Origin of the sequence: Megasphaera elsdenii DSM 20460 (genome assembly GCF_003010495.1) — a bacterium.
GTDB lineage: Bacteria > Bacillota > Negativicutes > Veillonellales > Megasphaeraceae > Megasphaera > Megasphaera elsdenii.
Window position 1 is genome coordinate 1,105,176 of sequence record NZ_CP027570.1, and the last position, 14,531, is coordinate 1,119,706.

Here is a 14,531-nt window from a genome sequence, read left to right on the forward strand (position 1 = left end):
CTGTCATGGAACATGGGAAAGTCGTAGAAAAAGGTTCTGTTCTGGAAGTCTTCAGTAATCCTCAGCAGGATATGACCAAAAAATTTGTCCGTACCGTTATTCCCGACCAGATTCCACCTTCTGTCGTAGCAAAGATTCACGAGGAAAAAGACAATTATAAAATCTTGCGGCTCCGTTTCCTTGGTGATAACGCAACAGACCATCTCTTGTATCATATCAACAAGACATTTTCCGTGCAGACGAATATTCTCTTTGCATCGGTCAATGAATTACAAAAGACGATCCTCGGCATTTTCATCCTTCAGATTATCGGGGATGATGCGGAGATTGCCAAGGTTATCCAATACATTGATGAACAACTGGTTCAGTGGCAGGAGGTTGAATTATGATGATTGATTTAGGCGTGCCGATGTCGCAGATTATCTTGGCGGCAGAACAGACCGTGTATATGGTCTTTGTTTCCCTGTTTTTGGGGACGATTTTAGCTATCATCATGTCGGTCGTCTTAGTATTGACCAATGCAGATGGTATTTTGAAGAATAAATATGTGTTTACCGTCCTCAATACAGTAATCAATATTATCCGCAGTATTCCGTTTATCATCCTGATGGTCTTTATTTTGCCATTGACTAAAATGATTGTCGGAACCCGCATTGGGACGACAGCGGCTTTAGTCCCACTGGTCATTTTCATTGCGCCTTATTTGACCCGGCTTTTTGAAAATTCCATTTTGGAAGTCAGTAAAGGTATTGTCGAAGCGGCTCAGTCCATGGGCGCTTCATACTTTGAAATTGTTTGGTATTTCTTGTTGCCGGAAGCTAAAAGTTCTCTGATCTTATCGATTACGACTGGGACGATCGGCCTTATCGGGGCTACGGCCATGGCAGGTGTCATCGGGGCCGGCGGTGTTGGTGATTTAGCGCTGACTTATGGCTATGAAAGACTGAATACACCGCTCATGTTCTTTACAGTCGTCATCTTAGTTATTTTTGTACAAATCATTCAATCGATTGGGAATCATTTTGCCTATAAGACGCGCAATCATTAAGATTGCACAAGTCTATATGTATATAGGGATGTTTATTTAGGGGGTATTTATATGAAATGGAAAACATGGAAAAAGTTTGGTGTCATTGCGATGGCCGTCATCATGGGGGCAGCTTTTCTTGCTGGATGTGGTAGCGATAACAGCAGTTCATCGAGTGCGAATAAGAAAGAGCTGACGTACAGTAAATCGCAAGGCCCATATTCTGATCTCTTTGAAAAGGGAATTAAGCCGATTTTGGAAAAGAAAGGCTATAAAGTTACGGGTAAGGATATGTCTGATTTGTTACAAGCCGATGTTGCCCTGAACGAAGGTGAAGTCGATTTCAACGTCGAACAGCATACGGCTTATATGGAAAACTTCAACCAGAAACAAAACGGCCATTTAGCAGCTATTACGCCGATTCCGACTGTTCCGGCCGGTATTTTCCCGGGGGCTAAGACTTCTTTGGACCAGGTAGCCGATGGCGATACGATTGCCGTTCCGAATGATGCTTCCAACACGGCTCGTGCTTATGCCCTGCTCCAGAAAATCGGCTGGATTAAACTGGACCCGAACAAAGATTTATCGACCGTCACCCAGCAGGATATCGTAGAAAATCCGCATCACTTGAAATTCACCGAAATGAAGTCGTTGACGATTCCGTCGGTCCGCAGTGATTTCAGCTACATTGTCATCACCGGTGCTATCATTTACAATGCTAAGATCGATCCTCAGACAGCTTTGGCCAAAGAAGATATCTTACCGCATCTCCTGTTACAGCTCGTTGTCCAGGATAAAGATAAAGATGCACAGTGGGTTAAAGATATTGCCGATGCATACCATTCTGACGAATTTAAAGAATACATGAAGAAAAACAACAATGGTCTTTGGTTCGTACCGGATGGAGAATAAGATTTAGATTTTAGAAAAATGCGGCAATTTCTTCCGGCGTATCGACGAGGAAGCGGGCACCGTGGTTTTGTAAGAAGGTTTTGGAACGGAAGCCCCAGGTGACGCTGAGGCAGTCCAGTCCGGCGTTCTCTGCCGTCTGGATGTCGATTTCGGAATCACCGATGTAAACGGCCTGTTCCGGCGTGAGTCCCAAGTCTTTCAAGGCTTTGAGGACCATGTCCGGCGCAGGCTTTCGCCGTATCTGGGGCTGTTCTCCCAAGGCGAGGTCGAAGAGGCCCTGGAAGTAGTCCGCTGTCAGTTTCTGCACGGCCGGGTCGGGTTTATTGGAGACGACGGCCGTCTGGATGCCGGCAGCCCGGAGCTGGCGGAGGAGCGGGCTGATGCCGGCATATTCACCGGTCTGGATGGCGCAGTGAGCGGCATAGTAGGGACGGAAGATGTCCTGGATGCGGCGGACTTCCTGGGCGTCGACACGCGGCGTAATCGTATCGCCGTCCTGGCCGACGTATTCCAGCTGTTCGTAAGAGGCAATTCCCTTTTCAATGGCCAAGGCGCGGGTAATGGCCACTTGGACACCGCTGCCAAAGAATTGGCGGACCTGGGCTATCCCATAGGCATGGTCATGCCTCGTTTCGGCTAAGACATGGTTCAAGGCGCTGGTCAGGTCTTCCAGGGTATTGAGGACAGTCCCATCCATATCGAAAATCGCGGCTTTATATGTTTTATGTTGCATGTTCTCCTCCAGTTTATATTCTGAAATCTTAGTACAGGCTGCTGGCATAGATTTTTTCCAGGTTGTCGTGCATGCGGTCCAGGTAGGATTCGTCGTCCTCGCTCGTTTCGATGGTGTGGATCGTTTCGACACGGGCGCCGACTTCACGGGCCAGGGTTTCCGACGTCTTCGGGCTGACCATGTCTTCCACGAAAATCGTCCGCACGTCGTTGGCCCGGCAATAGTCGGCCAGGCGGGCCAGCTGGCGGGCACTGGGCTCGCCGCTGGAAAAGACGGATTCGACGCTGTGCTGGGTCAGGCCGAAGTCGCGGCAGAGGTAGGCAAAGGCTGCATGGCCTGTGACGAAATCCTTGCGGGGGACGCTGGCGAATTTGCGGGCATATTCATCTTGCAGGGCTTGGAGCTGCTTTTTGTAGTTCCCGGCATTGTTGCGGTAATAGTCGGCGTTGGCCGGATCGGCTTCAGCCAGGGCGGCGGCGATATTGGAAACTTCTATCTGGGCGTTTACCAGACTCAACCAGATGTGCGGGTCATAAGCGCCGTGCTCCTTGATGTCTTCTTCATCGGTCAGGGCAATCGGCGTGACACCTTGGGACGCATTGACCGTGTGGAGTGCCGTATTCTTGGCGGCCTCGACGACTTTGGGAGCCCACGGTTCCATGCCCAGACCGCTGTAAACGAAGAGCTGGGATTTGCCGAGGTGTTTAATGGTCTGCGTCGTCGGCTGAAATTCATGGGGTTCTGTCCCATCGGGGATGAGCGTGTAGACATCGACTTTATCGCCGCCTACGGCCTGGGTAAATTCTTTCAGGGCGTCGAAAGTGACAGCGACTTTTAATTTTCCGTCATCGGGGACGTCGGCGGCGGGGCCGCAGCCAGCCAGGCTGATGACGCATAAGCAGGCCGCCAGGACCGTGATGTAACGGGCGAGGCGGCTGAGGGTATGAAACAACATAATGAGGACCTCCTATGGCGTCCATCGTATCACGGACGCCTTTTTTTGTCAATTATTTGCAAATGCCTTGCATTTTCGTTTAGACAGGGCTATAATAAAATCTCGATGTACGACAAGGGAGGAACACTATGATTGATTTACAGCACGTTTATTTCGCCTATGAACACGGTCAATACTTGTTGGAAGATGTCAATATGACCATCCGTGACGGCGATTATATTTCCGTTGTCGGTGAAAATGGCAGCGGCAAGAGCACGCTCATCAAGCTCATCCTGGGTTTATTGTCGCCGAGCCGCGGGTCTATTTCCAATACCTATCATCACCGGGCCTATGTGCCGCAGCGTTTCGAGACGCTGAACAGCCAGTTCCCGATTACCGTCTGGGAAGTCCTCAACTGCTACCGCCAGGTACTGCACTTGAAGCATAAAGAAATCATCCGGGACTGCCTGGAGCAGATGAATGTCTATTCCCTGAAAGACCAGCTCATCGGTAATTTGTCCGGCGGCCAGTGCCAGAAGGTCCTCATCGCCCGGGCCCTCATGGGGCATCCGGACCTGCTCATCTTCGATGAACCGTCGACGGGTATCGATGTCCGCAGCCAGGAAGAACTCTACCCTTTTATTAAGGATTTAAATGAAAATAAAGGCGTTACGGTCATTACGGTTGAACACAATCTGAAATTCGCCGTCCGCAATTCGACGAAGATGTTCCATGTCGTCGGCGGCCGCGGTCATTTCTGCTCGCCTAAGGCCTACCTCGATGAATACGTATCGGCCACGATGGGAGGGAATCAGTAATGTTTGAATATGCCTTTATGCAGAATGCTTTCATCGTAGCCCTGCTCATCTCCATCGTCTGCCCGCTCATCGGCATCTTTCTGGTCCTGCGCCGCTATTCCATGATCGGCGACGCCTTATCCCATGCATCCCTGGCTGGGGTCGCCGTAGGCCTCCTCTTTGACTGGAACCCGGTCCTCAGTGCCTTTGGCCTGACCAGCTTTTTCGGCATCCTCATCGAAGTCCTGCGCCGCCGTTTCCGTCGTTATGCCGAGCTCATCCTGGTCATTATTTTATCGCTCTCCGTGGGCATCGCCATTACCATCATCAGTGCCGGCCTGGTCCATACGAACGTGGAATCCTTCTTGTTCGGCAGTATCCTGACTGTATCGACAGGCGATGTCTATTCTGTCGTCGCCCTCAGCGTCATTTCCCTGGCCGTCATTGCCAAACTCTACCCTCAATTGGTCATGCTGACTTTTGACGAAGACGGCGCCCAGATTGCCGGCGTCCGCAGCAAGCTCATCAATTACGTCTTTGCCGTCCTGGTAGCGGCGACGATATCTGTTTCCATCCGCATCGTCGGCATCCTGGTCATCAGCTCCCTCATCGCCCTGCCCGTGGCGACGGCCCTGCAGCTGCGCAAAGGCTTCCGGCGGACGCTCATTTACTCCGTCGTCTTCAGCTTCATCGATATCTTGTCGGGACTCCTGTTGTCTTATTATATCGATGCCGCTCCGGGCGGGGTTACGGCCTTGACGTCAGTGGCTATGCTGCTTTTGGTCATCGTCTATAAAGAATGTGTCTTTTCCCTGCAAGAAAAGAGGCGCCGTCCATGACTGACGCTTATAAAGATTGTTTACGTGCCCACGGCCTGAAGAGTACCAAGGCCCGCAATGGCGTCCTGGCCATCCTCAGCCGGAATACCCGTGTCATTACGGTCGAAGCCGTGTATGCAGCTTTGTTAGAACAAGGCTGTAAAGTCAATTTTTCCACCGTTTACCGCATCCTGGAAATGTTTACAGAACGTAAGCTGACAGAAAAGATTTTCCTTCCCGATGAAGGAAAATACGGCTTTTCGCTCTGTCGTCCCGGCCATACACACCGATTGATTTGTTTACATTGCCATAAAGTCGTGGACCTGTCCCATTGCCCGCTCAGCGACTATGAAAAAGAAGTGGCCCAAAAGACCCAGTTCGATATCGTAGGCCATAACCTGGAACTCTACGGCTACTGTCCGGAATGTAAGAAGGGGAGATAATTGCTAGCGGCTAGTGGCTGGTGGCGCCCCTACGACGTAAAAGGGACTACGCATGATGGTATAAGCCTTCATACAGTAGTCCCTTTTCTAGTAGCTGGAAAAAGCAACCTCTCAGTCAGCTTTGCTGACAGCTCTCCTATGAGGAGAGCCACGAACCGCGGCCAGCGAACTGCGGCCTGCAAGCGCCCACGGGGCGCCCATACGAGCCACGAGCCACTATTTATTTAACAAATTTGATGAAATCTGGTTTCCGCGGAGCGGCAGCCGGTTCCGGCCCGTCGCCATAGCCGACGATGCAGTGGCCGACGCCGACGAGGTGTTCCGGCAGGCCCCATTCTTTGAGGAGGGCTTTCCCTTCGGGCGTTTCGAATTCTTCTTTGGCCCGGTTGATCCAGCATGAGCCGAGGTGCAGGGACGCAGCGGCGTTCATGAGGTTGCCCAGGATGAGACAGCCATCGGACCAGGCATTGGGGGATTTTTCCATGTCGGCCAGGACCAGGAGGACCGTCGGTGCGCCGTACATGGGGTCACTCGTCGTGCCCATGATTTTGGCATTGAGGGCACTCAGGCGGGCCAGGGTATCCGTGTCCTGGATGACGACGATGGTGCAGGGCTGGAGACCGTGGCCACTGGCGGCATACGTGCCAGCCTGGAGGATCAAGTATAAATCTTCGTCGCTGATCTGGGCTTTTTTGTACTTGCGGACACTGCGCCGCGTGATGAGGGTATGGATGGTTTCATTCATGATATTCACTCCTAAGAAATATATTTTGTTGCACTTTTGTTATATTATAGAGTATTTGTGCCTGAGGAAAAAGGCTTTTGTCAGGACATTTCACGCCTTTTTAGGACTTTTTATAATTCCTTTACAATTTGTTTTCTATCTCCGTACCTTCGGCCTGCCTGGTGCCCGACCCTCTAGCAGGAGATGTGAAAAGTGTGCTATAATAAAACGATTAAGATAGTGATACACAGCATTAGGAGCGATAGCATTGAAACGACAAGCACCGGAACTTTCACAACAGTATATCCAGCCATTGGCTGATGTCTTCAAGGTCCTCGGGGATCCGACGCGGCTGCGCATCCTGCGCGTCCTCATGAATCAGGAAGTCTGTGTCCGGGATATTGCCGATGAGCTCGGCATGGGCCAGTCTGCCGTATCCCATCAGCTGCGCATCCTGCGCGATGCCCGGCTGGTCCAGTTCCGCCGCGATGGCAAGACGGTATACTATTCGCTGGCCGATGCCCATGTCTTTACATTGCTTGACGTCGGCCTGGAACACGTTGCTGAATAAAGGGGGAGTCGTTTATGTACGTTTGTTTAATGCGCCATGGGAAGGCGCAGCCTTTTGAACTGCATCAACCGGATAAACTGCGTGAATTGACTGAAAAAGGATGTAACCAGGCTTCGTCCATGGCAAAATGGGCAGCCTCCTGGTGGCCGTCGGGCAAGACGGCCCTGTGGGTCAGCCCGTACGTGCGGACGTGCCAGACGGCTTCTTATTTAGAGAAATATCTGCCTATCGAGCAGTTCCATACCCATAAGGCCATCGCTTCCGGGGACTTAGTGGCTGTCTACGACGAGATATTGAGCCGGGAAACAGCCGACGTCGTATGCCTCATCGGCCATTCGCCTTTCCTCGACCGCTGGGCCCAGGCCTGGACGGGGACGGCTGTCGATTTCAAGCCGGGCAGCATGGCCCTGTTCGACTTCGACGTTCACGGCGGCCGCATCGGTTCGGCATCGCTTCTTTTTTACGCTCATCCGAAGGCCTTGAAATTCTTGGGTCCTTCTTATAAAGAATAAACAGAGTTGGAGGTTTTATTCATGATGAAACATGTATTATCCATTGCCGGGACGGATCCTTCTGGCGGAGCCGGCGCCGCAGCGGATTGTAAGACTTTTTGCGCTCACGGTTGTTTTGCCCTGAATGTCATTACGGCTGTCGTATCCCAGAATACCCAGGGCGTGCGCGGGTATATGGACGTCACGCCGGAACTCATCGCTTCGCAGATCGATGCGGTCTTTGAAGATATCGACGTCGATGCCGTCAAAATCGGTATGGTCAGCGTACCGGAAACGATCCGCGTCATCGCCGATAAGTTGAAGCAGTACCAGCCGCCGTACGTCGTCATCGATCCGGTCATGGTGGCTACCAGCGGCCATCGCCTGCTGGTGCCGGAAGCCGAACAGACACTGAAGGAAGTCCTCCTTCCCTTGGCCGATGTCCTGACGCCGAACTTGCCGGAAGCGGAAGTGCTGACAGGGAAATCCATTGAAAGTCTGCATGATATGGAAGAGGCAGCCAAAGCCATTGCTGCCATGGGCGCTAAAGCGGTCCTGGTCAAGGGCGGCCATCGCATTGCCGATGCGACGGACATCCTCTTCGACGGCCATGATTTTCATTATTATAAGGGACAGCGCCTGGAAAGCACGAGTACTCACGGTACGGGCTGCTCTTTATCGAGTGCCATCGCGTCGAACCTGGCCAACGGCCTGAGCCTGCCCGAGGCTGTCGGCGCGGCGAAAGAGTACGTCTTTGAAGGAATTGCCCATGCCGAACCCATTGGCAAGGGCCATGGCCCGATTCATCACTTTTATGAATTATATAAGAAAGCAGGGTGGACGAAATGAAATTGACACATTCTTGGAAGAAACTGTGCTGCCTGGCCGTGGCAGCGGCCTCCATCAGCGGTATGGCACTGGCTGCTTCGCCGCAGGCGACGTATGAAGAAGCAGCCCGCAATATGGCAGCCCATCCGCAGGGGTCCTATACGCTGAAATTAGGCCTCAAGATGCCGTTTATCGGTGAAGGCGCCATTGTCAACAATATCGACGTCCAGGAACGGCCTTTCGTCATCCAGTCCCAGGCCAAGACGACGGGCTTTGCTGCGACGACCCTGCAAAAGGCGCCGGAAGGGAAGGCCTATGCCGTGCAGAATGGAAAGAAGCTCGACGTCTATTACAATCATGAAGGCGATGACAAGTCTTGGGAAAAGAAAAGCTATGACTTGAAAGACAGCAAGCCTCTGGCCGATTATCTGACAGCCAGTCATAATGTCCTGGCCGGCGTGAAAACCGTCACCGCTGCCGGCGGCAATGACTATAACGTCGTCTTCGATGCAGCGCACATCTACAGTCCGGCCGACCAGGCTTTATGGAAGAAAAATGGCATGACCGACGAACAGATCCGCGTTACCGCTAAAGTCCTCCAGGGCTTGCAGCAGTGCGGCGATTTGTCGACTGTCGTGACCATCGATCCGGCGACGAAACGCATTTCCCGCATCTCTCTGCCCTTGACGGACCAGCTGCGCAGCCTGGCCCTGACCCTGGTCGATGAATATGGCCGCAGCGACGCCGACAAGGCCGTAGCCCAGTCATTCATCAAGCTGAGCGAAGTCAGCCTGACCATCGATTGCACGGCCCTGCCTCAGGGTACGACGCTGACGGTACCGGAAAAAGTCATCAAAGCGGCTAAATAAATGTAAAATTTTTATGAAAAGTAAGACTTTTCACAAAAAAAGAGAATAGATTATTGACAGAGTCCCGGAAATAACGGAAAATATGAGAGAAGGAACAAATTTCCATTACTGTTCGTTATATTTTAATATCGGATAGACCTGTAGCCTGGTGCGCCGGGCTCCGGTTGGAACGGATACAACTATATTTATTTTTAGGAGGTATATTTTGGCTAAAAAAGAAAAACTCATGGTAATTCCCTTAGGTGGTTTAGGTGAAATCGGCAAGAATATGACGGTCATCCAGTACGGAAATGACATCATCGTCATCGACGCCGGCCTGGCCTTCCCGGATGACGACATGTTCGGTATCGACCTCGTCATCCCGGACATGAGTTACTTGATTGAAAACCGGGACAAAGTACGGGCCGTCGTCATCACGCACGGCCATGAAGACCATATCGGCGGTTTGTCCTACTTGCTCAATGAAGTAAATGTGCCCGTATACGCGACGAAACTCGTATGCGGCCTCATTGAAGGGAAACTGAAAGAAAACCACATTACGAACTATACACTGAACGAAGTGCATCACGGTGATGAAGTACAGATTGGCTGCATGAAAGTCGGCTTTATCCATACGAATCACTCTATCCCCGACGCCAGTGCCCTCTATTTCCGTACGCCTGTCGGAACCATCGTCCATACAGGCGACTTCAAGATGGATCTGACCCCTGTCGATGGCCGGCAGATGGACATCCATAAATTTGCGGAATTAGGCCGCCGCGGCGTCCTGCTCCTCATGTCGGACAGCACCAATGCGGAACGGGCTGGCTATACCGAATCGGAAACGACCGTCGGTCATGCCTTCCGTAAAGCCTTCCGCGCTGCCAAAGGCCGTATTATTTTGGCGACATTCGCCTCGAATATTTCCCGTATCCAACAGGCTATCAATACGGCTGTGCAGTTCAAACGCAAAGTCACTGTCCTCGGACGGAGCATGGTCAATAACGTCCAGATTGCTATCGAACTGGGCTATCTCGATGTCCCCGAAGGGGTCCTCATCGAACCGGATGAACTGAACCGTTATCCTGACGATCAGATCCTCATCCTGACGACGGGCAGCCAGGGCGAACCGATGGCCGGCTTGTCGCGCATGGCTTCTAACAATCACCGCAGTGTCAGCATCATGCCTGGCGATACGGTCATCATTTCGGCAACGCCGATCCCGGGCAATGAAACCGGCGTCGGCCGCACCATCGATAACCTCATGCGCCTCGGTGCCAACGTCATCGCCGGCCGGGATAAGAAAATCCACGTATCGGGCCATGCCAGCCAGGAAGAATTGAAACTCATGCTGGAACTGATCAAGCCGAAGTATTTCATCCCTGTCCACGGCGAATACCGTATGCTCAAGACCCACGGTGACCTGGCCGTCATGATGGGCGTCGCCAAGGACCACGTCCTCATCGGCGACAACGGCCAGATCTTTGAGTTCTCGAACCGTTCCGGCCATAAGACGGGCCATGTCAATGCCGGCCGCGTCTTCGTCGACGGCCTCGGCGTTGGCGATGTCGGCAACATCGTCATCCGTGACCGCCAGCAGCTGGCTATGGAAGGGGTCGTCATCGTCGTCATGACTCTGGCCAAAGGGACGAGCCATCCCCTGGCCGGGCCGGATATCGTTTCCCGCGGCTTCGTCTATGTCCGCGATTCGGAAGAATTAATCCGCGAAGCGCATGACCGCGTCGCCGCTGTCCTCGAACGCTGCGAAGCCGGCAATATCCGCGAATGGGCTGTCATCAAGTCCCAGGTCCGCGATACGCTGAGCCGCTACTTGTATGAAAAGACACGGCGCCGTCCGATGATCTTGCCGATTATTATGGAAGTATAATTTGATATTCTTTACTGTGACAGCGGAGGCATCTCATGCCTCCGCTGTTTCTCAGTCCCGGTGAAAGGGGGAACTGTTATGGAGCAGAGGCGTGTCACGCCGCTGACGACGGCCGGCTGTTTTGCCGCCATTATGCTGGTCTTTGCGCTTCTCAGTACATACGTGCCGATTTTTTCTTTTATTGGTTATTTCATCATGCCCATTCCCATGGTCATCATTTTCATGAAATACGGCCTGCGCCAGGCCTTGCTCCTGGGCGTGACTGTGGGCTTCCTCATGGGGCTGTTCATCGATCCGGTGACAGCGCTGGTCCAGTTCCTGAGTTTTGGGGCTGTCGGCCTGACCTTGGGGGCGGGCTTCCGCTATGAATGGTCGGCTGTGCGCTTATTGGGAACCGTCACGGCGGCCCTGGTCGCCGTCTTCGTCGTCATCACACTCTTGTCCTATGTCGTCCTGGATGTCAATCTCTTCACCCAGATGAATGACTTCTTTACGCAGTTCATGGACAACATGATGGCCCAGTACCAGCAGCAGGGCATGTCCGATGTCAAACTGGCCGAAACGCGGGCCCAGCTCAACCAGGTCCGGGAGATGCTGCCGTCTCTGCTGCCTATGTTCCTCTGCCTGGGGACAGCCATCATCGCCTATGCGAACATCAAGGTTTCCCAGGTCGTCCTGCGCCGGCTCGGCTTCTCGCTTAAGGCTTTTTTACCTATCCGTTATTGGGAAATCCCCCGCAGTATGATATACTTATATATATTGGCCTTGGTCATGAAATACTGGGGAGTGACGCGGGATATTGCCTGGCTTAATATCATCGGCATGAATCTCAATCAGATTGCCTTCTTCTTCATCTGTATCCAGGGGATTGCCTTTGTCTTTTATCTCCTCAGCCGCCGTTTCCATTTAGGGAATGGCCTTCAGGCCCTGATCCTCATCTCATTTTTTGTCATGCCTGTTTTTTCGTATGCTGCCTTTTTAGCCGGCATCTTCGACATGCTCACGAATTATAGAAAAAAAGGTCGTACGCTTTAGTACGCAGGGGGCGGAACCATGTTTAAAACATTGCTGTCAAGGCGGTCGGAAGAGCCATTCTTCCTGATTACGGTCTTGCTGCTTATCATCATTGCCGTATATAATTGGGTCATCGCCTTATTGGCGCTGATCCTCATTGGCGGAGCCTATGTCCTGACCCGCAAGAACCACAACGAACGCAACCGGGAAATCAGCCAGTTCTTTGATGCGATTTCCAAGAGCGTCGACCAGGCTTCGACCTATGCGGTACAGAATTTGCCTATCGGCATAGCCATCATCGACATGCAGTCCAACTTGTGCTGGGCCAACAGCGTCTTCCGCGACTGGGTCGGCGACATCGACAACGACCAGCAGCTGGACCATATCATGCCGAATTTGAAAGTCGATAAGTTCTGGGGGAAATCGGGGTATTTCTTTGAGCATATCGGCGAACGCTATTACCGCGTCGTCTACAAGTATTTGCAGACAGAAGCCGCCGAAGACGATAACTATCTCATCCTCTATTTTGAAGATATTACCGATACGGAACGGCAGAAGCTAAATTCCCTGGCGGCTGTCCCCGTTTTCTGCGATATCGAGATCGACAACCTGGAAGAAGTGGCCAAGGGGATGACGGCCGTCCAGCGGGCTACGCTGGTGACCAACGTCAACAACTGCCTCATCGGCGAACTATCCGGCCATAATTGCTTCATCTGGGCTTATGGCAATGAAAAATATATTGCCTGCATGAGCCGGGACACGTTGGAATATTATAAGGAAGACAATTTTTCTTTCCTGGAAAAGATACGTTCCATACATACGGTCAACCGCATCCCGGTGACGCTCAGTATGGGCATTGCCCTCTTCCCGAGCGAAGTCATTGCAGCTGGTAAGGCCAATTTCAGTGAACTGGCTACGAAAGCCCGAGCTGGCCTCGATCTGGCTCTGGGCCGCGGCGGCGACCAGGTCGTCGTCTATGAAGAAGACGGGTCGCCTCATTTTTATGGCGGCAAGACGCGCTGCGTCGAAAAGAACACCCGCGTCCGGGCCCGCGTCGTCGCCCAGGCGATCCACGAACTCATCGATACGTGCGACATGGTCCTGGTCATGGGCCATGAACGGGAAGATTACGACAGCATCGGTGCTGCCGTCGGCGTGGCCCACATGGCCCGTCTGGCAGGCAAGCCTGTACACGTCGTCGTCAGCAACCAGACCGATGCCATCCGGCGCCTGGAAAACCAGATCATGGACAATCCGGACTTCAAGGACCTGCTCATTTCGGCGGAAACGGCCGAGAACATCTGCAACAGCCAGACCCTGCTGTTCATCGTCGATACCCATCGCCCGGACATGACCGTTGCGCCGGCCTTGCTGGAAGAAACGGACCGCCGCGTCGTCATCGACCATCACCGCCGCAGTTCGGACTTCATCAAGAAGCCCCTGCTGACCTATACGGAAACGTCGAGCTCTTCGACGAGTGAATTGGTCACGGAACTCTTGCAGTATTTCCAGGAAGATGTAGAATTGTCTAAGATAGAGGCGACAGCCCTCTATGCCGGCATCATCGTCGACACTAAGAACTTCGCTGTCCAGACCGGCGTCCGCACCTTTGATGCCGCGTCGTACCTGCGCCGCTGCGGGGCCGATCCCGATATCGTCCGCGAACTGTTCAGCTGCGATTTCGATACGGTCAAGGACAGGGCCGCTATTTTGTCGGGCGCCCAGATCAGCGACGGTGTCGCCATGGCCAGCTGTCCCAAGGGACAGCAAAATGCTACGATCATTGCCGCTCAGGTCGCGGATATGCTGATCAACATCGACCATGTCGAAGCCAGCTTCACCTTCTATTATCTCGCCGATGACTGCATCGGCGTCAGTGCCCGCTCCAAGGGCGAAATCAATGTGCAATTAGTCATGGAAGCCCTGGGCGGCGGCGGTCATCGCACGGTGGCCGGTGCCCAGCTCCGTGGCCGTACCCTGGCGGAAGCTCAGGGAGACGTCATGGCAGCGCTCCATGAAATCATAGACAAAGATAAGGAGATTGATGAAAAATGAAAGTAATCTTATTACAGGATGTAAAGAAACTCGGTAAAAAAGGGGATATCATCGAAGTATCGGAAGGCTATGGCCGCAATTTCCTCCTGCCCCGCAAGTTAGCTGCTCCGGGCACGTCGGAAAACCTCAATGATGCCAAACAGAAGAAAGCCGCTGCCAAGCATAAAGCCCAGGTCGCTTCGGATGAAGCTGTCATCCTGGCCAGCCAGCTGAAAAAAGTTGAACTCACCATTCCCGTCAAAGTCGGCGAAGGCGGCAAAGTCTTCGGTGCCATTACGGGTAAGAACATCAGCGAAGCTGCGAAGGCCCAGTATGACATCGATTTGGACAAGAAGAAAGTAGAAATCAAGGATCCGATTAAATCGCTCGGCGATTATGATGTCACCATCCGCGTCCATCCGACGATTACCAGTGTCATCAAAATACACGTTGTAGAAGGCTGATCATA

The 14,531-nt window shown here is 52.6% G+C and carries 17 protein-coding genes; 14 read left to right on the forward strand and 3 right to left on the reverse strand.

Annotated elements, in window-relative coordinates; genetic code table 11:
- Positions 1-5 precede the first annotated feature (5 nt).
- From C6362_RS12115 to C6362_RS05160, 3 genes are read left to right on the forward strand one after another with little or no spacing between them, the layout of a single operon-like run.
- Entirely contained in the window at positions 6-389 is a 384-nt protein-coding gene (locus C6362_RS12115; protein WP_232501488.1) for an NIL domain-containing protein, read from the forward strand.
- Positions 389-1,048, forward strand: coding sequence for a methionine ABC transporter permease (locus tag C6362_RS05155; RefSeq protein ID WP_027895413.1), 660 nt, complete (start codon positions 389-391; stop codon positions 1,046-1,048). Before C6362_RS12115 ends, C6362_RS05155 begins: the two co-directional genes overlap by 1 nt.
- A gap of 51 nt (positions 1,049-1,099) precedes the next feature.
- Positions 1,100-1,939 (forward strand): MetQ/NlpA family ABC transporter substrate-binding protein, encoded by an 840-nt coding sequence (locus tag C6362_RS05160; RefSeq protein ID WP_014015685.1) that lies wholly within the window; start codon positions 1,100-1,102, stop codon positions 1,937-1,939.
- 10 nt (positions 1,940-1,949) lie between these two features.
- Here C6362_RS05160 and C6362_RS05165 read toward each other — a convergent pair whose 3' ends face one another.
- Complete coding sequence (locus tag C6362_RS05165; protein ID WP_014015686.1) at positions 1,950-2,672, reverse strand: HAD family hydrolase; 723 nt, start codon at positions 2,670-2,672, stop codon at positions 1,950-1,952.
- Positions 2,673-2,700: 28 nt separating this feature from the next.
- The gene (locus C6362_RS05170) at positions 2,701-3,627 is read right to left on the reverse strand and encodes a metal ABC transporter solute-binding protein, Zn/Mn family (RefSeq protein WP_014015687.1); all 927 of its coding nucleotides are present in this window, start codon (positions 3,625-3,627) and stop codon (positions 2,701-2,703) included.
- Between the two features lie 128 nt (positions 3,628-3,755).
- Here C6362_RS05170 and C6362_RS05175 point away from each other — a divergent pair, with 128 nt between their 5' ends.
- Genes C6362_RS05175 through C6362_RS05185 form a run of 3 tightly spaced genes read left to right on the forward strand, consistent with a single transcriptional unit; the run spans position 3,756 to position 5,664 of the window.
- Positions 3,756-4,424 (forward strand): metal ABC transporter ATP-binding protein, encoded by a 669-nt coding sequence (locus tag C6362_RS05175; protein ID WP_014015688.1) that lies wholly within the window; start codon positions 3,756-3,758, stop codon positions 4,422-4,424.
- On the forward strand, positions 4,424-5,242 hold the full coding sequence (locus tag C6362_RS05180) for a metal ABC transporter permease (protein WP_014015689.1): 819 nt from the start codon (positions 4,424-4,426) through the stop codon (positions 5,240-5,242). Before C6362_RS05175 ends, C6362_RS05180 begins: the two co-directional genes overlap by 1 nt.
- The gene (locus C6362_RS05185) at positions 5,239-5,664 is read left to right on the forward strand and encodes a Fur family transcriptional regulator (RefSeq protein ID WP_014015690.1); all 426 of its coding nucleotides are present in this window, start codon (positions 5,239-5,241) and stop codon (positions 5,662-5,664) included. Before C6362_RS05180 ends, C6362_RS05185 begins: the two co-directional genes overlap by 4 nt.
- 220 nt (positions 5,665-5,884) lie before the next feature.
- Here the strand turns inward: C6362_RS05185 and C6362_RS05190 are convergent, their stop codons facing one another.
- The gene (locus C6362_RS05190; protein ID WP_014015691.1) at positions 5,885-6,409 is read right to left on the reverse strand and encodes a nitroreductase family protein; all 525 of its coding nucleotides are present in this window, start codon (positions 6,407-6,409) and stop codon (positions 5,885-5,887) included.
- A 247-nt stretch (positions 6,410-6,656) separates the two neighbouring features.
- On the opposite strand from C6362_RS05190, the gene C6362_RS05195 reads away from it, so the two are divergent.
- The 8 genes from C6362_RS05195 to rplI all read left to right on the forward strand — a co-directional run bounded on the left by C6362_RS05195 (position 6,657) and on the right by rplI (position 14,526).
- Complete coding sequence (locus C6362_RS05195; RefSeq protein ID WP_014015692.1) at positions 6,657-6,959, forward strand: ArsR/SmtB family transcription factor; 303 nt, start codon at positions 6,657-6,659, stop codon at positions 6,957-6,959.
- Between the two features lie 14 nt (positions 6,960-6,973).
- Positions 6,974-7,471, forward strand: a complete 498-nt coding sequence (locus C6362_RS05200) for a SixA phosphatase family protein (protein ID WP_014015693.1) — start codon at positions 6,974-6,976, stop codon at positions 7,469-7,471.
- A 21-nt stretch (positions 7,472-7,492) separates the two neighbouring features.
- A complete protein-coding gene (gene thiD, locus C6362_RS05205) occupies positions 7,493-8,299 on the forward strand; it encodes a bifunctional hydroxymethylpyrimidine kinase/phosphomethylpyrimidine kinase (protein ID WP_014015694.1) in 807 nt (268 codons plus the stop codon).
- Positions 8,296-9,147: a hypothetical protein gene (locus C6362_RS05210; RefSeq protein ID WP_014015695.1), complete on the forward strand. Its 852-nt coding sequence runs from the start codon at positions 8,296-8,298 to the stop codon at positions 9,145-9,147. Before thiD ends, C6362_RS05210 begins: the two co-directional genes overlap by 4 nt.
- A 205-nt stretch (positions 9,148-9,352) precedes the next feature.
- Positions 9,353-11,014 carry a ribonuclease J gene (locus C6362_RS05215; protein WP_014015696.1) on the forward strand — a complete coding sequence of 554 codons (1,662 nt, stop codon included), beginning with the start codon at positions 9,353-9,355 and terminating at the stop codon, positions 11,012-11,014.
- A gap of 78 nt (positions 11,015-11,092) precedes the next feature.
- Complete coding sequence (locus C6362_RS05220) at positions 11,093-12,049, forward strand: YybS family protein (protein ID WP_014015697.1); 957 nt, start codon at positions 11,093-11,095, stop codon at positions 12,047-12,049.
- Between the two features lie 18 nt (positions 12,050-12,067).
- Positions 12,068-14,083, forward strand: a complete 2,016-nt coding sequence (locus tag C6362_RS05225; protein ID WP_014015698.1) for a DHH family phosphoesterase — start codon at positions 12,068-12,070, stop codon at positions 14,081-14,083.
- Positions 14,080-14,526, forward strand: a complete 447-nt coding sequence (rplI, locus tag C6362_RS05230) for a 50S ribosomal protein L9 (protein ID WP_014015699.1) — start codon at positions 14,080-14,082, stop codon at positions 14,524-14,526. The genes C6362_RS05225 and rplI overlap by 4 nt, the downstream gene beginning before the upstream one ends.
- The last annotated feature ends 5 nt before the right edge of the window (positions 14,527-14,531 follow it).